This window comes from Neotamlana sargassicola (genome assembly GCF_020523965.1).
GTDB lineage: Bacteria > Bacteroidota > Bacteroidia > Flavobacteriales > Flavobacteriaceae > Neotamlana > Neotamlana sargassicola.
Window position 1 is genome coordinate 93,135 of the sequence record NZ_JAJAPX010000003.1, and the last position, 24,594, is coordinate 117,728.

The window sequence follows — 24,594 nt, forward strand, 5'->3', positions numbered from 1 at the left end:
AAAATTTGGGCTGTCAAATCGATATAAATGCAGATGTAGGTGAGGGCATGGGCAACGAAGTGCAATTGTTGCCGCTAGTGTCGTCTTGCAATATTGCCTGTGGTGGTCATGCAGGAGATGAAGAAACTATGCGAACTGTTATAAAATTAGCGCAAAAAAATAGCATAAAAATAGGTGCGCATCCATCATATCCAGATAAAGAAAACTTTGGAAGAGTTATTGTTGACATGCCTTTTATTGATTTGGTTGCATCTTTAAAAAATCAAATTGAAGTTTTAATAAATATTATAAAAGAAGAAAACGCAACCCTTCATCATATAAAACCTCACGGTGCACTTTATAATTATGCTGCAATTAACACCGAAGCAGCTACAGCGGTAGTTGAAGCAATGAAGCAATTATCTATTAAAGTTAAATTGTATGCGCCATATAAATCGGTTTTAGCAGATTTGGCTATTAAAAATAATATTGAAGTTGTTTTTGAAGCTTTTGCAGATAGAAATTATAATCCTGATTTAACTTTAGTGTCTAGAAAACTAGAAAATGCAGTTATTAAAGATGAAAAATTAGTGTTTAACCATGTTTATAAAATGTTTACTCAACAAAAAGTGTTAACTATAAAAAACACAAAAACACCAATAAAGGCACAAACTTTTTGTGTGCATGGAGACAACCCCAAAGCCATCCAATTAATAAAATATTTAACTAGTGAGTTAAAAAATAAAGGCATATCTATAAGGTAGTTTATGAGTTATACGTTAACATATAAGCAATTTAATGAATGCGCCGTTTTAATAGAATGGCCTAAATTAATTAATGAAGATATTTTAAATGATGTTTTACAGTTTAAAGCGAAAATAAAAGCTTCAGAAATGTTTGAAATAGTGTTGATAAAACACGCGTATCAATCATTATTAATTCAGTTTAAAAATAACATTTTAAATGTTGAAAGTTTAATAACTGCGCTTAAAAGTATTTACCAATCCGAGGCAGAAGTCATGCCATTTCAAAATAAAATTTGGAAAATACCAGTGTGTTACGATCCGTGTTTTGGTATAGATTTAAAACACGTAGCAATTGAAAAAGATTTATCTGTTGATGAAATAATTAAAAAGCATTCTCTAGTCACTTACAAAGTATACTTTATAGGTTTTTTACCAGGATTTTTATATTTGGGCGGATTAGATGAAGCCTTAGAAATACCACGGAAAGGCACACCACGCTTACAAATAGAAAAAGGTTCTGTGGCTATTGGCGGGAATCAAACTGGAATTTACCCAAGTAATAGCCCAGGTGGTTGGAATATAATTGGGCAAACACCTATTAATTTTTTTAACGTAAATAAAAGTGAGCCTTGTTTTGCTAGAGCAGGCGATGGTATAAAGTTTATTCCGGTTAGTAAAAAGGAGTTTTTAGATATTAAAACTTTAGTGGAACACGACGTGTATTTTATAGAAAGTGAGGTGATTGGTGCTTAGGGTTTTAAATGCAGGGTTTTATTCCTCAATTCAAGATTTTGGACGTCCTAATTTTCAGGAATTTGGGGTTCCTATTTCTGGTGTTATGGATAGAAAGGCGGCCGCGTTTGCAAATGCCCTTTTGGGTAATAAAGCAAATAAAGCTGTTTTAGAAATGACTATGCTAGGAGCAAAGCTTCAGTTTGAAAAAGCTACTTTAATTGCAATAGCCGGAGCAGACATGCTACCAAAATTAAATGATGCTCCAATTTCCATTAATAAAGCAATTTTTGTAAATGCTGGAGATGTTTTATCGTTTGGAAAACTTAAGCAAGGTTTTAGGACTTATTTAGCGGTAATGGGCGAATTTAAAACGACATCGGTTTTAGGAAGTAAATCCATGTTTCTTGGAATTACAGATCCGTGTTGTATAAAAAAAGGAGATGTTTTAACGTATAACTCAGTAAGTTTTAGCCCAAATCCATCATTGGCATCTATTAAGTATAATAATGACTATTTAAACCAAAAGATTATAAACGTGTTTAAAGGACCAGAGTTTTATTTATTATCGCAACAACAAAAAAGACAGTTACTTTCACAGCAGTTTACGGTTTCTAAAAACAATAACCGAATGGCTTACCAATTAGTTGAAATTTTTGAGAATACTATAGAGCCCATTATTACTTCGCCAGTATTGCCGGGAACGGTGCAATTAACACCTTCTGGGGAATTAATTGTTTTAATGCGTGATTGCCAAACCACGGGCGGATACCCAAGAGTATTACAATTAACAGGGAATGCTATTAATATTTTGTCGCAAAAGTTTACAGGAGCAACGTTTTATTTTAAATTTAAGGCATAAAAAAAAGAAATGAATTAATCCATTTCTTTTAATATTTTGGTGTGGTTTTCGTTATTCTGCTTATTTTCTAAGTTATCAATATATTGTTTAAATATCTTAGAATTTCGTGCTTGCTGCGTTTTGTTTACCTGCATTACATTAGTTGAGGTGCCTACTATGTCTGCGCCACTTTCAATGTATTTTAAAATAGTTTCATAGTCATCGATTCCATTTGATGCAATTATTTTGATTTTATTTTTTACCGTTTTTTTAATAATTTTTACGGCAGTTAATGTGGCTCCACCTTTAGAGAAACCAGTTGAGGTTTTAATAAAATCTACTCGGGCATCTAAGCAAATTTCGCAAGCCTTTATAATTTCATTTTTAGTTAATTCTGAAATTTCAATAGTAACTTTTAAAGGCGTGTTGCCTATATGGCGCTTTAATTCAAAAATATCTTTTAAAACCGATACATAATTTCTACTCTTTAGGTAACCTAAGTTAATTACCATATCAATTTCTGTTGCACCGTTATTTATGGCTTCAGTAGCCTCGAATACCTTCGATTTTGTGTCGGCGAAACCAAAAGGGAATCCAACGGTTGCACAGGTTTTTACGTCGCTATCAGCTAAAAGTTGCGCGGCTAATGGAACATAACAACTGTTTACTGTTACAGCGTAGTTCCCATTTTTTATGGCATTATAGCAGTGATCTATAATTTCGTGTTCGGTAGTTGAGGGCGCTACAAGTGTATAATCAATAAAGTGCGAGATGTTCATTAGTGTTTTATATGTTGTTAGGTTTTAACGAATAATGTATTAATATAGGATTACTAATACTAATAAGTGTTTTGCTATTGTGATGCTAAATTAAAGATAAAAAGTAACCGTTTGTCGAGAATTCTCTCGTTTTTATCAACACCAAATTGTTGATTTTTTTTATCGAATTGGCTAAATATTGGCTGAAGCCACTAATATCCTGATAATCAACGCTGATTTTGAAGGAAATAAAAAAAGTAATCGAATTCTTGTTAAAAAAAATTCGATTACTTTTAGTTGCGTTTTATCGAAAAGTTTATGCTTATTAACCTTTTATAATAGGTTTTAAGCGCCTTGAGCTACTAAATCTCTTTGATTTCTAAAAACAAGTTTATCATCGAAAGCGTCCAATAAAATAATACTATCTATTATTATTTTACCTGCTAATATTTCCTTGCTTAGAGCATTTAGTACTTCTTTTTGAATAACACGTTTTACAGGACGCGCTCCGTATTCTGGGTTGTATCCTTTTAAAGCTAGATAGTTAACAGCTTCTGGAGTAGCATCAAAAGTAATACCTTGTTTTGCAATCATTTTTGTAAGACCTTTTAATTGTAGGCCAACAATATCTTTTATATTTTCTGCACTTAGTGGCGTAAACATAATGGTATCGTCTATACGATTTAAAAATTCTGGTCTCACACTTTGCTTTAATAAGCCTAAAACATCAACTTTTGCGGCTTCAATAGCTGAATCAATATCTTTTGTAGCTTCAAAACGTTCTTGTATAATATGGCTTCCAATGTTTGAGGTCATTATAATAATAGTGTTTTTAAAATCGGCAACACGACCTTTATTATCAGTTAAATGACCTTCATCTAGCACTTGTAGCAAGATATTAAAAGTATCTGGATGCGCTTTTTCAATTTCATCGAGAAGCACAACAGAATAAGGCTTACGTCTTACGGCTTCAGTAAGTTGTCCGCCTTCATCGTAACCAACATATCCAGGAGGTGCACCAACCAAACGACTTACGGCATGACGTTCTTGGTATTCGCTCATATCTATTCTGGTCATGGCATTTTCATCGTCGAATAAATATTCGGCTAAGGCTTTTGCCAATTCAGTTTTACCTACACCCGTAGTTCCTAAAAATAAGAAGGTTCCTATTGGTTTTTGCGGATTTTGTAAACCTGCACGACTACGGCGTACGGCATCACTTACGGCTTCAATAGCTTCTTCTTGGCCCACAACGCGTTTATGTAATTCTTTTTCAAGATTTAGTAGTTTTTCACGTTCGGTTTGCAGCATTTTGGTAACAGGAATACCTGTCCATTTAGCAACAACTTCGGCAATATCGTCATACGTTACTTCTTCTTTTATTAAAGAATTTTCAGCTTGGGCTTGCAATTGTATTTGGTAAGTTTCAAGTTGCTCTTGAGCCTCTTTTATTTTTCCATATCGTAACTCGGCTACTTTACCATAATCACCATCACGTTCTGCTTTTTCTGCTTCTAGTTTATAGTTTTCAATAGCTTGTTTGGTGTTTTGTATATTGTCTACAACTTCTTTTTCACTTTTCCATTTCGCATTAATGTCGTTACGTTGCTCTTTTAAATTAGCTAAATCGCTTCTTAAGATTTTTAATTTGTTTTCGTCTTTTTCACGTTTAATAGCTTCAATTTCAATTTCAAGCTGCATTATTTTTCGGTCTAAAACATCTAATTCTTCTGGCTTCGAATTTATTTCCATGCGTAATTTTGAGGCTGCTTCATCCATTAAATCTATAGCCTTATCTGGCAGGTAACGGTTGGTAATGTAGCGTGTGGATAACTCTACCGCACCAATAATGGCTTCATCTTTTATACGCACTTTATGATGTGTTTCGTATTTTTCCTTTATACCTCGAAGTATAGAAATAGCGCTTTCGGTATCGGGTTCGTCAACTGTTACTTTTTGAAAACGACGTTCTAAAGCTTTGTCTTTTTCGAAGTATTTTTGGTATTCATCAAGAGTTGTTGCACCAATAGCTCTAAGTTCGCCTCGAGCTAAAGCAGGTTTTAAAATATTGGCAGCATCCATAGCGCCTTGCCCGCCACCTGCGCCAACAAGCGTGTGTATTTCATCAATAAACAGCACGATGTCGCCGTTACTTGTAGTGACTTCTTTGATAACCGATTTTAAGCGCTCTTCAAATTCGCCTTTATATTTTGCTCCGGCAATAAGCGCACCCATATCTAAGGCAAAAATTTGTTTTTCTTTTAGGTTTTCAGGTACATCGCCGTCTATAATTCGGTGTGCTAAACCCTCGGCAATAGCTGTTTTACCGGTACCAGGTTCGCCAACCAAAATAGGATTGTTTTTGGTACGACGTGATAAAATTTGAAGAATTCTACGAATTTCTTCATCACGACCAATAACCGGATCTAATTTGCCGTCTTTAGCTAATTGATTTAAATTTTTTGCATATTTTGCTAACGAATTATAAGTATCTTCTTGACTTTGAGAGGTTACGTTTTCGCCTTTGCGAAGTTCTTCAATAGCCAATTTTAAATGATTTTCGGTTACCCCTTGATCCTTTAGAATTTGCGAAATTTTGCTTTTCGATTTAAAAATGGCTAAAATGAGGTGCTCGATAGATACGAAATCGTCTTTCATTTTTTTAGCGATTACCGAAGCCTCGGTTAAGCTTTTTCCAGCTTCGCGCGATAGCATAAGTTCACCGCCTGCAACTTTAGAATAGCTTTCCAACTGCTTAACTAAAGCTTGCTGTAAAACGGAAATGTTTACGTTTAGCTTTTTTAAAATGAAAGGCAGTACATTTTCGTCAACTTCTAAAACACCTTTAAATAGGTGTTCGTTTTCTATTTGTTGATGACCAAAAGTTTGCGCAGTTTGCTGCGCTTGCTGTATGGCTTCCTGCGATTTTATGGTATAATTATTAAAGTTCATAGGTTTAAAATTTTGTTTCGCTGTTTGCTGATTTTTTTTCTTTTTCACAGTGTAATAGTCAACAACCTTACCAATGCGTCTGGTGAGACAAAATGACGCTTTTCTTTCTGTTTTAAGTGTCAATTTGTCTGTTTTGTTTGCTTCGTTATATTATGTTAATAGCTAAATTTTGATTATTTTTAGGTAATAACCATTAACTATACTAATTATGAAGACAAAACTTAACAAATTTTTATTTATTATTACGTTGCTGAGTACAATAGTTTCTTTTTCTCAAGATGGATTTATTGGGGAAATACGCTTGTTTGCAGGTAATTTTGCACCAAGAAATTGGGCTTTTTGTAACGGTCAATTATTAGCAATTAGCTCGAACTCCGCTTTATTTTCTATTCTTGGAACTACTTATGGTGGCGATGGCAGAACTACGTTTGGGTTGCCAGATTTAAGAGGTAGAGTGCCCGTAGGTGTAGGTTCTGGGCCAGGGTTAACTTCAAGGTTACAAGGAGCTAAATTTGGTTCGGAAACAACAACACTTTCGGTTGGGAATTTACCGGTTCATAATCATGCTGTTAACGCATCTACTAATTCTGGTACCAGCTCAGAGCCAACCGACAATGTTTTAGCTCATACAAATAATTTTGATACGGAATATACAGATACAGCAAATACAACCATGAGTGAAACAATGGTTGGAAATACAGGAAATGGAGAAGCCTTTAATATTTCTCCTCCTTCCATAGGTATGCATTATATAATTTGTACTACCGGAACTTATCCGTCAAGACCATAACCTTTAATACATTACCAATGAAAAAAAACTACTTAATTTTAGCATTGTTACTATTATTTTTTTGCAATGTTGGGTTTTCGCAAATTACTTTTTTTGCATGTGCAAGCTCATTTACAACTAATGCGCCTAATGAATATAATTTAATATTAGAAGGAACAGATGCAACAGGAAGAAATTATTATCAATCTAACCCAATTTCTGGAGATCAGCCTTGTTCGGCAGGTGCATGTGAATTTCGAATTGCTTGGAATGAGGCACAAAGTCGCTGGGAAATTTTATTAGTGCAAAATAATATTGATTTTTCTGATGCTGTTGTAGTTTATCACAACGAAACGGCATCTTCACCAAATCCGCCAAGTTTAAACTTAGGAACCTGGATAGACACGACTGGTTCTTGCGGAGGAACGCTTACAGAAAGTAATGGGAATTTATCTGGAGATGTTCAAGATGACCTTACATTAAGTAATACAGATAACATAACTTTAAGCCGCAGTATTCAAGTTTATCCAAATCCTGCGCAAAAAATGATTTTTGTGCAATCTAATGGTTTAAATATAGAACGTTTGGCTTTATACTCTGTGCTAGGTAAAGTGGTAAATGTACCTATTAAAAATTATGAGATTAATGTTTCTAATTTAACAAAAGGTATTTATTTACTTAGGATAGATGCCGAAAACAATAAAAATTTAATTAGAAAGGTAGTTGTTAATTAACTGGATTTAATTCTTACAAATTAAAAAGGTAGAAATTTCGGTTTCTACCTTATTTTTTTAATTTTTGTAAGGAATTTTGGTTTTTATGACTGATATAATTAAAAGCATATAATGGGATTATTTAATAAAATATTTGGTGGAAGTAACGAAGAAAAAGAGGAAAATGCATTGCCCTGGATTCCTTTAAGTGATTTGGAACAACTCGATTTAATTGAAAAAAAATCGAAAACAAAACCACAAATTATTTTTAAACATTCTACGCGTTGTGGCATAAGCAGTATGGTTTTAAGAGGTTTTAAAAACAGTTATAGGTTTAGTGAAGCTCAAGCCGATTTATATTATTTGGACTTGTTGAATTACAGAGAAGTTTCTAATGAAGTTGGTTATAAATTTCAAGTTATGCATCAATCCCCGCAATTAATTGTAATTAAAAATGGCGTAGCTGTTGCTCACGATTCTCATGGTGCCATTAACGATTTGGACTTAGCACAGTTTATTTAAAAAAAGCACAAATTGGTTTCTAATTATCTTTTTGTTTATGGGACATTGTTGCAAAGTGTCAATAATTCTATGTCCAAATTTTTAATAGCGAATTCAACAAACCTTGGTCCAGCATATTGTTTTGGAAAACTTTATAAAATAACTTGGTTTCCAGGAGCAGTTTTAAGCGAAAACGAAAGCGAAAAAATTTATGGAACTTTAGTGAAGTTGCATGATAATAACAACGTGCTCTCTCATTTAGATGACTATGAAGGCTACAACAGTAATAATGCATCTTCTAGTTTATTTATCAGACAAAAAAATAGAATTTACACCGAAAAAGGGATTGATTATATGGCTTGGATGTATATTTACAATCAAAAAACAGATGAAGCTACACGTATTTTGTCTGGCGATTTTTTAAACCATGGCGCATTTTAATTTTAGCAATACTTTTTTTCATACTCTAAATTTAAAGAGATCTTCGCAATTACCAGAAAAATTTACGTTTCCATTTTATTACACGCCGCATGAATTGAGTGTTTTGGCTGCTAAGGATTTGCAAACTTATTTAGAAATGGCCGATTTAAATCATAATTTCGGGCTAAAACCCAAGGCTGAAGGTTTAGTGATAGGTAAAATGTTTGGGGTTATGGTTGTGCAAAATCAGGACGGCGATTTAGGATATTTAGCGGCTTTTTCTGGAAAACTTGCAGAAAGCAATAAAGTTCCCGGGTTTGTGCCAACTGTTTTCGATACACTCGATCCCGATGGGTTTTATAAAATAGGAGAGCAGGAGCTAAACCAAATTAATTATGAGATTGAACGTATTGAAACTTCCAAAGGTTTTATTGAAATTAAACAGCAAATAAAAGCACTTTTAGCAAATTATGAAGCTGATTTACTGGCTTTAAAACAAACCATAAAAGAGGAGAAAGCTAAACGCAAACAGTTAAGAATTACTGAAGCGGAAAAATTATCGGCTGAGGCTTACGAAGTTTTGTTAGAAAAACTTAAAAATGAAAGTATTCAATACAACATTAAATTAAAGAAATTAAGGGTTGGTTGTGAGAAAAAAATAGCGTTTCATAAATCGGCGTTGTTAGACTATGAAACAAAGTTGCAGGCTTTAAAAGAACGTCGAAAAACAAAATCGGCAGCGCTTCAAAAAAAAATACATCAACAATATAAATTTTTAAATTCAAGAGGCGAAACCAAGGATTTACTCGATATTTTTAAAAATACAACCTTGCGTGTGCCACCAGCAGGAGCGGGTGAGTGTGCCGCTCCAAAATTGTTTCAGTTTGCTTACGAAAATAAGTTAAAACCTATTGCTATGGCAGAGTTTTGGTGGGGAGCGTCGCCAAAATCTGAGGTTAGAAAACACAAACAATTTTATCCGTCATGCCGTAGTAAGTGTGAACCTATTTTAGGACATATGATGCTTGGTTTGTCTGTTGAGGATAATCCAATTTTAGAAGAAAAAAAGCATGATAAACCTTTAGAAATATTATTTGAAGATGATTATTTATTGTTAATTAATAAGCCACATGAATTTTTATCTGTTCCGGGAAAAACAAGTTTAGCTTCGGTACAAACTAAAATGCAAGACTATTTACCAAATAATAAAGTGTTATTAGTCCATCGTTTAGATATGTCGACCTCAGGTATTTTGTTAATTGCTAAAAACGAACGCACTCATAAAAAGCTTCAGAAGCAATTTATAAACAGAACTGTAAAAAAGCGATATGTTGCTGTTTTAAACGGAGAAATCGCTCAAACAGAAGGTGAAATCGAATTACCACTTCGTGTCGATTTAGATAATCGTCCGCAACAATTAGTGTGTTACGAACATGGAAAACCTGCAAAAACTATTTTTAAAGTTGTAGAAGTTGCTAATGGCAAAACCCGAATTCATTTTTATCCCGTTACCGGAAGAACACATCAATTGCGAGTACATGCGGCACATAGCGATGGACTAAACACACCTATTGTTGGCGATGATTTATACGGAACACGAGATGAACGACTCATGCTACATGCCGAATATTTAGAGTTTGAGCACCCCGTGAGTAAAACTAAAATGGCAATAACTTGTAAGGCGCCATTTTAAAATGCTTGGTTGGCTAAAATATCTTTTAGTTCTAAATTTTCTTCGGTGTTAAAAAAAATATTTTATAATTAATCCCTTTTTTAAATTGAAGAAAACGTTGAATACTATTTCTTCTTAAAAACAGGCAGTAATTTTGTTGAAACTTCACCAAAACCAATTCTGGTGCCATCCTTTTCACAAAAACCACGCATAATTACCGTATCGTTATCATTAATAAATTTACGTTCACTGCCATCGGCCATTTTAATTGGGTTTTCACCTTTCCAGGTCAATTCTAGCATCGAGCCGTAAGAATCTGGTGTAGGGCCAGAAATGGTTCCGCTCCCCATCATATCGCCCGAATTTACAGGGCAACCATTTACAGTGTGGTGCGCAAGTTGTTGTACCATATTCCAGTACATATATTTAAAGTTAGAGTTGCTAACTATTGTTTCTTTAGCACCTTGCGGTTGTATGGCAACTTCTAAGTTTATATCGTAACTCTTTTTGCCTTTATATTTTAAATATTTTAATTGATTAGTTTTAGGTTTAGGGCTTTCAACGCGATAAGGCTCTAAAGCATCAAGTGTGACAATCCATGGAGAAATAGACGAAGCAAAACTTTTAGCTAAAAACGGCCCTAAAGGCACATATTCCCATTTTTGAATATCGCGAGCACTCCAATCGTTTAGCAAAACCAATCCAAAAATGTATTCTTCTGCTTCATCAATAGGAATAGGCTCTCCTAAATCGTTAGCAGCAGTTGTAATAAAAGCCATTTCTAATTCGAAATCTACCAATTTACTAGGTCCAAATATTGGTTCTGTGGCATCTCCAGGTAAAGTTTGCCCTTGCGGACGATGTATAGGAATGCCAGAAGGAATAACCGACGAGCTTCTGCCATGGTAACCTACAGGAATATGTAACCAATTTGGAAGCAATGCATTTTCTGGATCTCTAAACATAGTGCCTACATTTGTGGCATGTTCAATACTAGAGTAAAAATCGGTGTAATCTCCAATTTGTACAGGTAATTGCATTTCAATTTCATCCAGTCTAAACAGTACAATTTCTTTATGCTTTTTGTTCTGTTTTAAGGTTTCGTTATTGTCATCAAAAATTTCAGCAATTCGGTTTCTAACGGCACGCCATGTTTTTCTTCCGTCGGCAATAAAATCATTTAAAGTATCTTGAAGAAAAATATCATCGGTTAAGGGTATGCCTTCAAAATAACCTAATTGGTGTAAAGCCCCTAAATCTATAGCCGTATCACCAATTCGTGTACCAATGGTAATAATATCATCACGTGTTAAAAATACTCCGAAAGGAATATTTTGAATTGGGAAATCTGAATTTTTATCGACGTGTAACCACGACTTTCTATCTGGATTGTTGGCTGAAAGTGGCATAACTAAAAGTATAAATATTATATAAATCTCTATTCAAACGTACATAAAATTTTCATTTAAATTAATAAAAACTATTAAAAATTAAAATTTATTAAAAAGTTAATAATTTGGTTAAAAACTTAGAGTGAATTATGAGTTTTTTGGCTTTTATAATTAATGTATTTTCTATTTTTGCACTTCAATAAAAAAGAAACTACATATTATGCAACGGGACGAACAAATTTTTGAACTCATTCAGGCAGAAAAAGAACGCCAACTTCATGGTATAGAACTTATAGCATCCGAGAATTTTGTAAGTGAACAAGTTATGGAGGCTGCTGGTTCTGTATTAACAAATAAATACGCCGAAGGTTATCCAGGTAAACGCTATTACGGCGGTTGCGAAGTGGTAGACGAAGTTGAGCAAATTGCTATAGATAGAGCTAAAACATTATTTGGTGCCGAATATGTAAACGTACAACCGCATTCTGGAAGTCAGGCTAATACTGCTGTTTATCATGCTTGTTTAAAACCAGGAGATAAAATTTTAGGTTTCGATTTATCTCACGGAGGCCATTTAACTCATGGTTCGCCAGTAAACTTTTCTGGTAAATTATATAGTCCAGTTTTTTATGGAGTAGAAGAAGAAACAGGGGTTTTAAACTATGATAAAATTCAAGAGATTGCAACCAAAGAACAACCAAAATTAATTATTGCTGGTGCTTCTGCTTATTCTCGTGATATTGATTTTGAACGATTTAGAGTTATTGCTGATAGCGTTGGTGCTATTTTAATGGCAGATATTTCACATCCAGCAGGACTAATAGCTAAAGGTATTTTAAACGATCCGTTACCACATTGTCATATTGTAACAACAACTACGCACAAAACTTTGCGTGGACCACGCGGAGGTATGATTATGATGGGGAAAGATTTTGAAAACCCATTTGGAATTAAGTTAAAAAACGGAAGCTTACGCAAAATGTCGTCGCTTTTAGATTCTGCGGTATTCCCAGGAAATCAAGGTGGTCCGTTAGAGCACATTATTGCTGCTAAAGCTATTGCTTTTGGTGAAGCTTTAACCGAAGATTTTTTACATTACCAGTTACAAGTTAAGAAAAATGCAAGCGCTATGGCAGATGCTTTAGTTGCCAAAGATTACAAGATAATTTCAGGTGGCACAGACAACCACTGTATGTTAATTGATTTGCGTAATAAAAATGTATCTGGTAAAGATGCCGAACAAGCTTTAGTAAAAGCAGATATTACGGTAAATAAAAACATGGTGCCTTTTGATGATAAATCGCCATTTGTTACTTCTGGTATTCGTTTGGGTGCTGCAGCAATTACAACAAGAGGTTTAAAAGAAACTGATATGGTTGCTATTGTTGATTTAATTGACGAAGTAATAACAAACTTTGAAGATGAAGCGACTTTAGAAGCTGTAAAAGATAAAGTTAATGCTATGATGAAAGACAAGCCTTTGTTTGTTTAAGTTGAGTAAAATATAAATTAAAAAACCCTGCTAATTCGCAGGGTTTTTTATTTGGTAGTAATTCGGTATGTTATTTACTTTTTTTGTAAAGAGGAATACGGTAACTTAAAAAATAGCTATATCCAGCGCCAATAAGGCCGCTATCATAGGTTTTACCGTAACCAGGAATGTAGAGTACTTCAAAATTATCGATACTCGATTCGCTAGCTAAAAACTTTAATTGTACGTTCGCTCCTAAGTATAGATTTGTTAAAAGTTCTACTTTAAAACCAAGCATAATTTCACCCCAAAAAGCAGTTAATCCGCTGTATTCTGTAGCGTCGGTCGATGTAAGTTGAGGTGCCCAATATTGGTCTGTTGCATAAATAGTAAAGCTATTAACTGTTTGGTTAAAAGTACTCGCACCAACTCGAAAGCCAAAATAAATCATGTTGTCCATGTCTAACCAATTTTGGTAGGCATTTAAATCGATACCCGTTTTTAAGTAAGACCCTTTACTTGTAACATCTAGATAGTCGGAAACGGTTGTTTTATCTTCAAAACCTAGTTCTCCGGCAATGTATAGGTTTGGTTTTAGTCTGTAATCTGCTAAAATTTCAAAACCGCTATAATCTTCATCTAAATAAGAACGCAGTAATTTACTTAGGTCGACACCTGCACGTAAGCCATATTTTAATTTTACAGCGGTAGAATCGGATGTTTTAATTACCGTATCGTTAGTTTTTTTTACTAGTTCTTTTTCCGGTTTTGGTTTTGGCGGATTTTGATTGTTTTGTGCTTGGGTTTTAGCACAAAGCACTAACAAAAAAAATGCTATACTAATGTGTAATGCTAAAGTGTGCTTCATCTTCGTCATCAATAATTTGATCGTCTGTTAAAGGTGTTCTAGATAGTAACCAGTTATCATCATCTGATTCTATGGTTAAGGTTATATTTGTGTAAATTGTTCTGTAACCACAGGCTCTGGAAACATATTCTTCAGAAAGCACATAGCCAACCGTAATAGTGTCTCTGTTACTACCATCGTAAAAGTCGTCCGAATCGTCATCTTCTGTACCATTATCATCTAAATAAGCATCAGATATGAGTACAAATTGTGTTGGAGATTCATCAGTTTTTAAAGGTAAAACCAATTGATTAACATCGGCAATTTCGTAATCTGTAAGAACGCTGTCAGCGCCACTACCAATACCATAAATTAATATATCGTAGGCGTATTCTAAATCTTCAGGACTGGAAGCATCGTATAAATCTATAACTAATCGTGGTGTTGTAGAAGTGTCTTCGGCGCAAATATCATCTTTCTCGCAGCTTATGGCTAAAGCAACTATAAGTATTATAAAAAATATGGTTTTCTTCATAAATTATTTTTCGAATAAAACTACAGTTTCAATATGTGCTGTGTGTGGAAACTGGTCTACTAAACTTATTTTTTTTATTTGGTAACCCGATTGCATTAATTGTTCGGTATCTCTAGCTTGGGTAGCCGGATTACAAGATACATAAACCAAACGTTCTGCATTTAGGTTTATTATTTTTTTTAGAGTTTTAGGAGCAATTCCTGCCCGGGCAGGGTCTAAAACTATAGTCCTAATTTTATTTTTATACTCAGGATGTTCGGTTAGGAACTTACCAACATCGGCTGCATAAAACTTTAAGCCTTCAATGTTGTTACGTTTAGCGTTTTCTTTAGCATCTTCAATAGCAGATGCCACAATATCAACACCTACAATTTTGGTGTTATTGGCTTTGTTAGCAATTATTTGCCCGATGGTTCCTGTGCCGCAAAACAAATCTAAAACTACAGAATTATCTACAGCTTCCTGTTTTTCAAGTACATATTCTACAACTTTACTGTATAGTTTTTCTGCACTCTTTGGATTGGTTTGAAAAAAGCTTTTCATGCTAATTTCGAAGTTTAATCCTAATAACTCTTCAACTATTTTGTCCTCACCGTAAATTAACTCAATGCTCCCTGTAGTGGCAATGGTGCGATCTCCAATTTCATCATTTATAGTATGTAAAAAGCCAGCAACTCGATTGCCAAATAATTCGGTTAAATACTCGGCAAATTTGTTTAAACTAAACTTTGGTAAATCGTAAGATGTAGTTACTAGGTTAAATAATAATTTGTTGGTTTTGTACGATTTACGAACTACGAAATACCTAAAAAAACCTTCTTTTTTTGGCGCGTGCCAAGGCGCTAAACCTGTGTTTTGGCAATATGCTCTTACATTTTTAAGGTTGTTCTCAAGTTCTGCATCAAATAAACCAGAATCATTATTTAAATTATCGCCACACCACCAAGTACCTCGTTTTTTAAACCCTAAAGTAAACTCATCTACATCGGTTTTTAACTCGTGGTTGTAGCCAATGGCAGAAAAGCCATATTCCATTTTATTGCGGTAGTGAAAAGTGTTTGGTGAGTTTATGAACTCATCGAATTTATCATCGATATCTGCTACTTTACCAATACGCTTAAACAATTGGAGTGTACTTTGTTTTTTATACTCGTGTTGTTTTTCGATGGGTAATTTTATGTAAGGCGCACCCGGAATATCTTGGTATGGGCTATCAATTTCATCGTCAGACGATTTTAAAACTTCAAACAATTTGCATTCAGCATATTTTTTGCTCGCTTTTTTTACTTGAGCCTTTACTAATTGCCCTGGTAATGTATTTGGTACAAAAACCACAAATTCACCATGTTCATTCCTAATACGGCCAATACCTTTACCACCAAAGGCGTAGTCTTCGATTAGTATTTCGATGACTTGTCCGCGTTTTACAAATTTATTTCGTTCTCTTCTTGGCATGCTGCAAAAGTAATGAAGCCACAGCTATTTTTATATTTTGACTTATTAATTTTTTTTGATTTTGATAATTTGTTTGATAAATGACTGCATTCGTGCAAAGGATTGAAACGGCATCCTTTTTTGTGCCATTAATTTTAATTAAATACGATAATTATAATGTTAATTTGAAGCTGTTTATAAGGCAGAAACTTTAACACAAAAAAGATATAGTGTAAAGCCTGACGCTATTATTTGTTGAAAAAATAATAGGGTTGCACCCAAATAAAATATGAATATTTATTAAATTGCACGTCTATCCAGGGATGATTTCTCTCCCACGCTGCTTTTTCGCCCCAAAACTTGTTGGGAAACCGAAAAAATAAAGGTACAGAAGGAATTTATTTTATCAATTTAAATTCAATTAAGATGGCTGTTTTAGAGCAATTAACGTCGCAACAAGCGATAGATTTAGAAAACGAGTATGGAGCGCACAATTACCACCCGTTACCTGTGGTTTTAACTAAAGGAGAAGGTGTGTATGTTTGGGATGTAGAAGGGAAGCAGTATTTCGATTTTTTATCGGCATATTCTGCAGTAAACCAAGGACATTGTCACCCGAAAATTGTAGGTGCCATGGTAGAGCAAGCACAAAAATTAACCTTAACATCGCGTGCTTTTTACAATGATATGTTAGGCAAATACGAGAAATTTGCTTGCGAATTTTTTGGTTTTGATAAGTTATTACCCATGAATACAGGTGCAGAAGCGGTTGAAACAGCGCTAAAAATTTGTAGAAAATGGGCTTACGAGGTTAAAGGCATTGATGAGAATGAAGCGGAAATTGTGGTTTGTAAAAACAATTTTCATGGGCGTACTACAACTATAATTTCGTTTAGTAACGACCCTGTTGCTCGTAAAAACTTTGGACCTTATACTAACGGGTTTATTAAGATAGATTATGATGATTTAGAGGCACTTGAAAAGGCTTTTAAAAACAACCCAAATGTAGCTGGCTTTTTAGTTGAGCCTATTCAAGGTGAAGCAGGTGTTTATGTACCGACTGAAGGTTATTTGGCTAAAGCTAAAGCACTTTGTGAAAAATATAATGTACTTTTTATTGCAGATGAGGTACAAACTGGTATTGCTAGAACAGGAAAGTTATTAGCTGTACACCATGAAAATGTTACTCCCGATGTGTTAATTTTAGGTAAAGCTATTAGCGGAGGTGTTTATCCGGTTTCTGCTGTTTTGGCTAATAACAATGTTATGAATGTTATAAAACCCGGAAACCATGGTAGTACATTTGGTGGTAACCCTGTGGCTGCAGCTGTTGCTATTGCGGCTCTTGAGGTTGTAAAAGATGAAAAATTAGCCGAAAATGCTGAAGTTTTAGGTGAATTATTTCGTGCCGAAATAAATAAATATATTAAAAACAGTAATATTGTTAACTTAGTTCGTGGTAAAGGTTTGCTAAATGCCATTGTAATTAATGATGATGAAGATAGCGATACAGCTTGGAATATTTGCTTGGCTTTACGTGATAACGGACTGCTAGCTAAACCAACTCATGGTAATATTATTAGGTTTGCACCTCCTTTAGTTATGAATGAAGCACAACTGTGTAAATGCGTAGCTATTATTGTAAAAACCTTAAAAGATTTTGAGTAGTAATTAGTAACAACTATACAAATAAAAATCCCACGCCAAGGCGTGGGATTTTTATTTCTGTTGAGATGTAAAGTATTATTATTTACACCCAGCTCTTTCTGCAGCTTCGTAAATTTGCTCCATAGATTCTGCGGGTATATTAGGATTTCCTTCAATTAACCCTATATACCAATCGAAGAAAGCACAAGGATTAATTAATGTCCAAACAATAAAAGCAAGTCCTATTAAAGATATTATTAAAGAAACAATGGCAAATGTTTTTGCATTTTTCATAGCAGAATAGTTGCTATAGGCTTCTGGGTTTTCATTATATTTTTTAAGTTCTTTATTGGCTATTACAATGGCTATAATTGCTGCCACGGTACCTAGTCCATACACACAGCAACATAATATACCAAGTATAGATAAAATAATTACAAGTGTTGTGTTAAGTTTTTGCATAGGTTAATTAGATTAGTTAATGAATAAGAAACATTTTTAAAACATAGTTAATTATAGCTGTTAGAAAAGCTAAAACTCCTAAAAGTAATTTAATTTTTTCTCCGTTTTTAATGGTTGTAAAGCTATTTAAAATTAGAAAAATAAAAAATAATGCCATAGGATATATGGCAGGATACATATGAAATGCAGCAGTAAATTCTCCTTTAAAAAGTAAAAGTGTTGCGCGTTGAATACCGCAACCAGGACAGTCTATCCCCATAAGCTTTTTGGTTAGGCAAGGCAACATATATTTTTCCATAAATTAGTTTATACGTTAAATGTAATAAAACTATATTAGAAAAAAGATGGATGCTTATTTTTTATGCTTAATGGCTATTTTTTTGCTCATTGTTTGTTGTGACTCTAAAGTTATTTTGGCAACATAAATTCCATCACTAATATTTTGGGTGCTGAAACTGTATTCAGGTTCTGCTTTAAAAATAGAGTAGTTTAAAACTTGTTTCCCAGAAATATCAAAAACAGTTAGACTTTTAACATTTAATAAGTTCGGGTTTGTAAGGTTAAGTTCTGCGGTAGTGTTGTTTTGGTAAATGTTTAAGTTGGTAAAAGTGGCTTCGTCTTCGGTATTTAACGTTTTGTTGGTAAAAGTGATTTCAAAACGGTTGTGGTATGTGCCTTTATCTAAATTTATATCAAAATTTTGAGTTCTTAAATCATAGTACAAATTGGTTACATTGTCGTGTAAAAAAATAGGTTGAGACTCATTAAAATTTTGAATATCAGTAATTCTAACTGTAATTGGCATGTTATTCTGGAGTTTTATACCAAGTGGAATCGGTCTAGATTCATCGTATGGTAATGCTTCTGCTATAAAAGTTTTACCTTGTGGAATCCAGTAGGCATCAGAAGCTAAAATGTCATTTTTATTAATTTTAGATTCTAATCCGTAATCAAAACCAATAGTAGCAGTGGGATGAAGGGTTTCAACTATTTGCCTGGTATATTTATTATCGAAATCAATGTTTAATCTAAATCGTTTATAATCTTCAGGAACTTCATGATAGGCATTAGGAGTTTCGTTTTTATTTTTTTTATTTGTTTTAAAAAACTCACTATCTGCTGATGTTTCTTTTTCGAATACGCGATGAGAATTTCTGGCGATAGCATCTCCAGTGGCAATGCCTTCTACCATAAATCCTTGACCAACAGGAATGTATCGTCTTGGAGTTTTTCCAGAAGGTATAGTTCCGCTAGTGCCATTAATATTGCCTTCTCCATCATAGGTTCTAAAAGTAGCAGGAGTATAGGTTTCTACAGTTCCAGTAGCATCTATGGTATAAGATGCATAACCACCATCGTATTGTTTAATATTATGCGAGTTAATTGTAGGGTTTTGTTCCCAGTAATATAATGTTCCTGTTATAGTGGATTGATTATTAGTGTCCCAAATATAGGCTCTTGCATCTAGAGCCGATGGATAAGGATTTCCAACTAAAGTAAATTGATTTGCTAAAACACTAACACCAATGTCTCCTGTATTGGGTTTGCCACGAAAATCGTAGTTTTGGTTGTCGCCGGGGTTGTTGGCACTAGTGCCAACAGTACCTTTCATAGTAAAGCCTTCTCCAGGGTTAATACCAACAGTGTTTGTTACATGTATCCAGTCTGAGTATTCATCGGAGGCTATGTATTTCCAAATCCAATACATTTCTATATCTAAAGGATTTGCAGTGCCATTATAACCAGGGTTATGAGAAACAACTGCAGGAGTAGAGTTTGTAGCGTCTACAATATCGTTTAAAAAAGTAGCTCCAAAGGGGTTATTGTTATTGTTACTTGTCTTACTCCCAATTGGTGAGCACCAGTAATTATATTCATAAGCACCTACATTACCATTTTGGTAAATACTGAGCTCTCCAACTCCGGAGTTGCCGGTGGTTCCCGTACCTTGTATTATTTGGGCTTCATTTCTTAGATAAACTGTACTTGCGGCTTCATTTAAATTTATATCATCTTCTACAAAAACAAGCTCATTGTTAACATAAACATATGCATTATTTCGGATAGATAGTTGTGAAAAACTTAAATGACTAATAAGTACTATTAATAAAAAAGCTTTGTAATGCATTTTTGACAGGTTTAATTGCGTTAATTGTAAGTAAAAGTATATAAAATTTTTATTATTGCCAAACAATCAAGTAATTAAAAAAATTAATTGGAATTTATTTAGAATCGCTTCTCTAGACCTTAAAAAGTATTATTTTTAAATTATTTTATAATAAAGTTACTTTTTTAATGAAATACTTAAATTATATAATTATAATTATTGGAGCCATTATTGCAATGTATGCAAAGGCAGATGCCAACCAAAACCAATTTATTTTAATTGCAGGTATTGTTTTATTAATGGTTGGTGCTTATCGCATTTCTAGAAGTATTTCTAGCAAAACAACAGATGATTCTGATGAATTCTATCAAGATAAAAATTAAGTAAGATGAGTTTTAAGTTAGGTGATATAGTTCTGGTTTTAGATGAAGATTTACAAGGCGCTGTAAAAAAAATTATTGGGCAAACTATAACTATTGAAACTGACGACGGATTTTTAATAGATTTTGATGCATCAGATTTAATAAAGCAAAAAAACGAATTTAGTAAGCAATCGTTAACTTCAAATTTTAATTTAGCGGAAAAGGAAGAGAAAAAGCGTAAAGCATCTCCTGTAAAAAAAGGTAAGGCTAAATTTGAGCCAACAATGGAGGTTGATTTGCACATTCACCAGTTAGTGCCATCTACTCGAGGTATGACCAATCATGATATGCTAACCTTGCAGTTAGATACCGCAAGGCGTAAGTTAGACTTTGCCATTGCCAAACGCATACAAAAAATTGTGTTTATTCACGGTGTAGGCGAGGGCGTTTTAAAATTAGAACTTGAATACTTGTTTGGTAGATACGACAATGTGAAATATTATGATGCCAATTACCAAAAGTATGGTTTAGGAGCTACCGAGGTTTACATTTTTCAGAATGTTAATTAAAATCTGGTGTTGTAGTTACAGAATCTGGACCTTCTGTCATGTAACCAAAATCTAGTGTGTCTTGAGACAGTATACTTATACCAATTTCTTTTATATCTAAAGTAATATAATAACTTGTGTAATAGGTGTTTGATCGATATGCTGTTGCGGGTATTGTGTTTGTTATTAGGTCGTTTAAATAATCTGGAGTTACACCGTCTGTTAGATCGTTGGTTGGGTTTTGGTCTGCAGAGTCGTTTTCTTCATCTCTAGTTAAAACACCGTCGGCATCATCGTCATTATCTAAATAATCTGGTATGCCATCTTCATCGGTATCTTGGGCGTCACTTAAATCACCATCTCCATCTGGATCTGGGTTTTCATCGGCTGTTAAAACGTTGTCGCCATCATCATCTGCATCTAAGTAATTTGGTATGCCATCGCCATCTGTATCATCATTCGTTAAATCGCCATCCCCGTTAATATCTTCTAGTTCCGAGTCTATGTCATCATCATCATAGGCAGTTAAAACAGTTACAATATCTAATAAAACATCATCAGTTTCATCAATATTAATGTTTAAATTGGTTGGTATTTCGTTACAAAAAATATCATCAATACTAGTGTCGTAGTAACTTCTGTAGGTAAAAGAGGCATCTACATCTTCAAGAGATAAAGAATTATCGTCTCCAACATCTAAAAGGTCGTCCAATTCATAATCAGTAATAAGTAAAGACATAGACTCCGATGGATCGGTTTTTGTTTTGTAAAGCACCAAATCGCTAACGCCTTCGCAGTATTCAAATTCTTCATCAAATTCAAATTCAAAGTCTAAAATATCGCCATCGTCGCAAGACCAAATGGTTAATAAACAAAAAGAGAAAATATATAAAAAAGGCTTACGCATTATACTTAAATTTTAAAGCAAAAATAATAGAATTGTTATTTATAACGCAGCTTATTGATAATAATTTTATTTGAAGTATTTTTGAGGTTTACTTTTAACAAAAGTTAAACGTTTATTTAGATGATTAAAAAAGTTTATTTTGATAATGCAGCAACCACAAAAGTACATGATGAAGTGGTGAATGCCATGTCTGAAGTTTTAAAAAATAATTTTGGCAACCCATCATCTACGCACAGTTTTGGGAGATCATCTAAAGTTTTATTAGAAAAATCGAGAAATGCAATAGCCAAACATTTAAATGCAGAGCCTGGTGAAATTATATTTACTTCTGGCGGAACAGAATCGAATAATTTAATATTACAAAGCGCTGTTAATAATTTAAATGTAACACATATTATTACATCGAAAATAGAACATCATGCTGTTTTAAATACGGTTAACATGTTACATGAAAATTATGGTGTAAAAGTAAGTTATGTAAAACTAGAAACAAGTGGTGATATAAATTTAAATCATCTTGAAACATTAATGCAAACCAAAGCTAAAACTTTGGTTAGTTTAATGCATATAAACAACGAAATAGGCAATGTTTTAAATTTACAAAGGGTTGCTAATTTGTGTAAAAAAAATGATGTTTTATTTCACAGCGATGCGGTTCAGTCTGTAGGTAATTATAAACTTAATTTAAAAGAAATAGCTGTTGATTTTATTGTTGCTTCTGCGCATAAATTTCACGGTCCAAAAGGTGTAGGATTTGCTTTTATTAGAAAAAATTCAAATTTAAAACCTATTATAATAGGTGGCGAGCAAGAGCGGGGTTTGCGTGCCGGTACAGAAAGTTTACATAATATTATTGGTATGGAAACGGCTTTAAAAATCGCTTTTGAAAACTTAGAAAGTACTGCAAATTACATCACAGACTTGAAACAATATTTTATAGAGCAATTACAAAATAAAATACCAAACGTCGATTTTAACGGCACTAGTAGCAATTTAAATAATAGTGCATACACTATATTAAATGTACAGTTACCCTATTTAGCAGAAAAATCGAATATGATTTTATTTCAACTAGATTTAAAAGGTATAGCTTGCTCAAGGGGAAGTGCATGCCAAAGCGGAAGTGAAAAAAAGTCGCATGTTTTAACCGAAATTTTGAATGAATCGGAATTGCAAAAACCTTCATTAAGATTCTCATTTAGTAAATACAATACAAAAGATGAAATAGATTATGTAGTTGAAGTATTGAAAGAATTATACTGATGCATATTATGTTAAAAATCTTTCATTATTTCACTATCGTGTGAAAAATCTTTAACTTAGTAATGTTGATTATTTCAAATAAACTAAGTTATGAAGAAACAATTACACCTTTTAATATCTCTATCGGTACTACTTTTACTTTCCTTAAAAGTAGATGCACAAGTTGGAATTGGAACAACTACACCCGATGCTTCTTCTATTTTAGATATAGAATCTACAACCCAAGGTGTTTTAACACCTAGAATGACTACTGCGCAGCGTTTGGCGATAGCAACACCTGCCGAGGGACTTTTAGTGTTTGATACCAACGAAGATGCATTTTATTATTACGATGCAACTGCAACTAATTGGGTTAAATTGGAAGGTGCCGTTATGAGAGATAATTATAAACTAGTAAAAAGTGTGGCCGATTTAGCTGATGAGCTTGCAGCGGGTGGTGGTATAGAATATCAACTTACCTCAAATACCTATTACGAAATAAATGGAACTATTAATTTAGCTTTTCCTATAAATTTAAATGATGCTTATATAGCTGGCGAAGATACAAATGAAGATGTACTTATAGGTACAGGTACTATTTTCTCTGGTGCTACAGGAGGCTCTATTAGAAACCTTACACTAATAACTTCGGGGGCTGTGTTTAATTTAAATGGTACAGGAGCAGAAAACTTAATATTTCGAGATTCTTTTGTAGCGAGCTCTGGTAGCGTAGGAGCAATTTCAAATTTTAACCTAGTTTTTATTAGTACTGCTCAATTTTTAGGTAATACTTCAGGTATAGTTTATACCAATATTAATAAGTTGTTATTAAATACTTTAGGTTGGAATGGAACTAACGGTGGAATTTACGAAACTTTTACAGGTAACTTTGATGTTATAACCAAACAAGGAGGTTTTAGTGAAGTTATTGGAGCCACGGCTGCCATAGATGTAACCGGTATTACATCAACTACTGGGGGGTATTCTATACGTATTGTAGATTTTTATGGAGGAGGAAATTACATTAATGGTAGTTCCCCTTACACCGGATATAATTTTACGAGAGATTGGGATGTAAATAGCCCAGGTATACCGGTTGAAACCGATGGAGTTGCTTCAGGTAATTTTTATTATGACGGACCTGTGACAACGGGATTCTCTCAGACTATTGCAGCAAATGGAATTGACTTTCCAGTTCAAGGAACAGGTACTTTTACTGCAAATAATTTACTTCGGTTTGATTCGAACGTTATAGGAAATACATTAATTTACGACGGAGCAAAGGATAGAAAATTTCAAATTAATGCTTCTTTGTCAGTTAGAGTAGGAAGTGCTTCTGGCGATTTTTATGCTTTCTTTATAGCTAAAAATGGTACTGTTATAAACGAATCGAGAGCTTTAATTCGGATTGATAATAATGATCAAATTCAAAACGTATCATTAAATGCTAATATAGAACTTGTTTATCTGGATGAAATAGAAATTTATGTTCGACGCCTAACAGGTGTTGGTTCTGATACGTTAGTTATATTCTCTGAAAATTTAAGTATTAATTAGT

The 24,594-nt window shown here is 33.6% G+C and carries 24 protein-coding genes; 14 read left to right on the forward strand and 10 right to left on the reverse strand.

Going from position 1 to position 24,594, the window contains the following annotated elements; genetic code table 11:
- Nucleotides 1–5 precede the first annotated feature (5 nt).
- Genes pxpA through LG651_RS08370 form a run of 3 tightly spaced genes read left to right on the forward strand, consistent with a single transcriptional unit; the run spans nt 6 to nt 2,319 of the window.
- Nucleotides 6–743 carry a 5-oxoprolinase subunit PxpA gene (gene pxpA / locus LG651_RS08360; RefSeq protein ID WP_226695686.1) on the forward strand — a complete coding sequence of 246 codons (738 nt, stop codon included), beginning with the start codon at nt 6–8 and terminating at the stop codon, nt 741–743.
- A gap of 3 nt (nt 744–746) precedes the next feature.
- Nucleotides 747–1,478 (forward strand): 5-oxoprolinase subunit PxpB, encoded by a 732-nt coding sequence (pxpB, locus tag LG651_RS08365; protein WP_226695687.1) that lies wholly within the window; start codon nt 747–749, stop codon nt 1,476–1,478.
- On the forward strand, nt 1,471–2,319 hold the full coding sequence (locus LG651_RS08370) for a 5-oxoprolinase subunit C family protein (RefSeq protein WP_226696039.1): 849 nt from the start codon (nt 1,471–1,473) through the stop codon (nt 2,317–2,319). Before pxpB ends, LG651_RS08370 begins: the two co-directional genes overlap by 8 nt.
- 14 nt (nt 2,320–2,333) lie before the next feature.
- On the opposite strand, the gene deoC is transcribed toward LG651_RS08370, so the two are convergent.
- Both deoC and clpB read right to left on the reverse strand, forming a co-directional pair.
- The gene (deoC, locus tag LG651_RS08375; protein ID WP_226695688.1) at nt 2,334–3,077 is read right to left on the reverse strand and encodes a deoxyribose-phosphate aldolase; all 744 of its coding nucleotides are present in this window, start codon (nt 3,075–3,077) and stop codon (nt 2,334–2,336) included.
- Between the two features lie 324 nt (nt 3,078–3,401).
- The gene (gene clpB, locus LG651_RS08380) at nt 3,402–6,008 is read right to left on the reverse strand and encodes an ATP-dependent chaperone ClpB (RefSeq protein WP_226695689.1); all 2,607 of its coding nucleotides are present in this window, start codon (nt 6,006–6,008) and stop codon (nt 3,402–3,404) included.
- A 208-nt stretch (nt 6,009–6,216) separates the two neighbouring features.
- On the opposite strand from clpB, the gene LG651_RS08385 reads away from it, so the two are divergent.
- The 5 genes from LG651_RS08385 to LG651_RS08405 all read left to right on the forward strand — a co-directional run bounded on the left by LG651_RS08385 (nt 6,217) and on the right by LG651_RS08405 (nt 10,104).
- Entirely contained in the window at nt 6,217–6,798 is a 582-nt protein-coding gene (locus LG651_RS08385) for a phage tail protein (RefSeq protein WP_226695690.1), read from the forward strand.
- Between the two features lie 17 nt (nt 6,799–6,815).
- A complete protein-coding gene (locus LG651_RS08390) occupies nt 6,816–7,511 on the forward strand; it encodes a T9SS type A sorting domain-containing protein (protein WP_226695691.1) in 696 nt (231 codons plus the stop codon).
- A gap of 111 nt (nt 7,512–7,622) precedes the next feature.
- Nucleotides 7,623–8,012, forward strand: a complete 390-nt coding sequence (gene ytxJ, locus LG651_RS08395; RefSeq protein WP_226695692.1) for a bacillithiol system redox-active protein YtxJ — start codon at nt 7,623–7,625, stop codon at nt 8,010–8,012.
- 12 nt (nt 8,013–8,024) lie between these two features.
- On the forward strand, nt 8,025–8,432 hold the full coding sequence (locus tag LG651_RS08400) for a gamma-glutamylcyclotransferase family protein (RefSeq protein WP_226695693.1): 408 nt from the start codon (nt 8,025–8,027) through the stop codon (nt 8,430–8,432).
- Nucleotides 8,419–10,104 (forward strand): RluA family pseudouridine synthase, encoded by a 1,686-nt coding sequence (locus tag LG651_RS08405; protein ID WP_226695694.1) that lies wholly within the window; start codon nt 8,419–8,421, stop codon nt 10,102–10,104. The genes LG651_RS08400 and LG651_RS08405 overlap by 14 nt, the downstream gene beginning before the upstream one ends.
- Nucleotides 10,105–10,208: 104 nt before the next feature.
- Here the strand turns inward: LG651_RS08405 and fahA are convergent, their stop codons facing one another.
- The gene (gene fahA / locus LG651_RS08410) at nt 10,209–11,492 is read right to left on the reverse strand and encodes a fumarylacetoacetase (protein ID WP_226695695.1); all 1,284 of its coding nucleotides are present in this window, start codon (nt 11,490–11,492) and stop codon (nt 10,209–10,211) included.
- 202 nt (nt 11,493–11,694) lie between these two features.
- On the opposite strand from fahA, the gene glyA reads away from it, so the two are divergent.
- Complete coding sequence (gene glyA, locus LG651_RS08415) at nt 11,695–12,966, forward strand: serine hydroxymethyltransferase (protein ID WP_226695696.1); 1,272 nt, start codon at nt 11,695–11,697, stop codon at nt 12,964–12,966.
- A 70-nt stretch (nt 12,967–13,036) separates the two neighbouring features.
- On the opposite strand, the gene LG651_RS08420 is transcribed toward glyA, so the two are convergent.
- Genes LG651_RS08420 through rlmD form a run of 3 tightly spaced genes read right to left on the reverse strand, consistent with a single transcriptional unit; the run spans nt 13,037 to nt 15,782 of the window.
- Nucleotides 13,037–13,813 (reverse strand): DUF6048 family protein, encoded by a 777-nt coding sequence (locus LG651_RS08420; protein ID WP_226695697.1) that lies wholly within the window; start codon nt 13,811–13,813, stop codon nt 13,037–13,039.
- Complete coding sequence (locus tag LG651_RS08425; protein ID WP_226695698.1) at nt 13,785–14,327, reverse strand: DUF6452 family protein; 543 nt, start codon at nt 14,325–14,327, stop codon at nt 13,785–13,787. Before LG651_RS08425 ends, LG651_RS08420 begins: the two co-directional genes overlap by 29 nt.
- 3 nt (nt 14,328–14,330) lie before the next feature.
- Nucleotides 14,331–15,782 carry a 23S rRNA (uracil(1939)-C(5))-methyltransferase RlmD gene (gene rlmD, locus LG651_RS08430; RefSeq protein WP_226695699.1) on the reverse strand — a complete coding sequence of 484 codons (1,452 nt, stop codon included), beginning with the start codon at nt 15,780–15,782 and terminating at the stop codon, nt 14,331–14,333.
- Between the two features lie 405 nt (nt 15,783–16,187).
- Between rlmD and rocD the strand changes: the two genes are divergently transcribed.
- Nucleotides 16,188–17,429, forward strand: a complete 1,242-nt coding sequence (gene rocD, locus LG651_RS08435) for an ornithine--oxo-acid transaminase (RefSeq protein WP_226695700.1) — start codon at nt 16,188–16,190, stop codon at nt 17,427–17,429.
- Between the two features lie 78 nt (nt 17,430–17,507).
- Here rocD and LG651_RS08440 read toward each other — a convergent pair whose 3' ends face one another.
- From LG651_RS08440 to LG651_RS08450, 3 genes are read right to left on the reverse strand one after another with little or no spacing between them, the layout of a single operon-like run.
- Nucleotides 17,508–17,870, reverse strand: coding sequence for a CCC motif membrane protein (locus LG651_RS08440; RefSeq protein WP_226695701.1), 363 nt, complete (start codon nt 17,868–17,870; stop codon nt 17,508–17,510).
- A 16-nt stretch (nt 17,871–17,886) separates the two neighbouring features.
- On the reverse strand, nt 17,887–18,168 hold the full coding sequence (locus LG651_RS08445) for a DUF2752 domain-containing protein (RefSeq protein WP_226695702.1): 282 nt from the start codon (nt 18,166–18,168) through the stop codon (nt 17,887–17,889).
- Nucleotides 18,169–18,222: 54 nt separating this feature from the next.
- Nucleotides 18,223–19,998 (reverse strand): T9SS type A sorting domain-containing protein, encoded by a 1,776-nt coding sequence (locus LG651_RS08450; RefSeq protein WP_226695703.1) that lies wholly within the window; start codon nt 19,996–19,998, stop codon nt 18,223–18,225.
- Nucleotides 19,999–20,165: 167 nt separating this feature from the next.
- Here LG651_RS08450 and LG651_RS08455 point away from each other — a divergent pair, with 167 nt between their 5' ends.
- On the forward strand, nt 20,166–20,360 hold the full coding sequence (locus LG651_RS08455; protein ID WP_226695704.1) for a hypothetical protein: 195 nt from the start codon (nt 20,166–20,168) through the stop codon (nt 20,358–20,360).
- Between the two features lie 5 nt (nt 20,361–20,365).
- Complete coding sequence (locus LG651_RS08460; protein ID WP_226695705.1) at nt 20,366–20,908, forward strand: Smr/MutS family protein; 543 nt, start codon at nt 20,366–20,368, stop codon at nt 20,906–20,908.
- Here the strand turns inward: LG651_RS08460 and LG651_RS08465 are convergent.
- Complete coding sequence (locus LG651_RS08465; RefSeq protein WP_226695706.1) at nt 20,901–21,794, reverse strand: hypothetical protein; 894 nt, start codon at nt 21,792–21,794, stop codon at nt 20,901–20,903. The two genes, LG651_RS08460 and LG651_RS08465, sit on opposite strands and share 8 nt — an antisense overlap.
- 123 nt (nt 21,795–21,917) lie before the next feature.
- Here LG651_RS08465 and LG651_RS08470 point away from each other — a divergent pair, with 123 nt between their 5' ends.
- Together LG651_RS08470 and LG651_RS08475 are read left to right on the forward strand one after the other, a co-directional pair.
- Nucleotides 21,918–23,057 (forward strand): cysteine desulfurase family protein, encoded by a 1,140-nt coding sequence (locus LG651_RS08470; RefSeq protein ID WP_226696040.1) that lies wholly within the window; start codon nt 21,918–21,920, stop codon nt 23,055–23,057.
- A 90-nt stretch (nt 23,058–23,147) separates the two neighbouring features.
- Nucleotides 23,148–24,593, forward strand: a complete 1,446-nt coding sequence (locus LG651_RS08475) for a hypothetical protein (protein WP_226695707.1) — start codon at nt 23,148–23,150, stop codon at nt 24,591–24,593.
- The last annotated feature ends 1 nt before the right edge of the window (nt 24,594 follow it).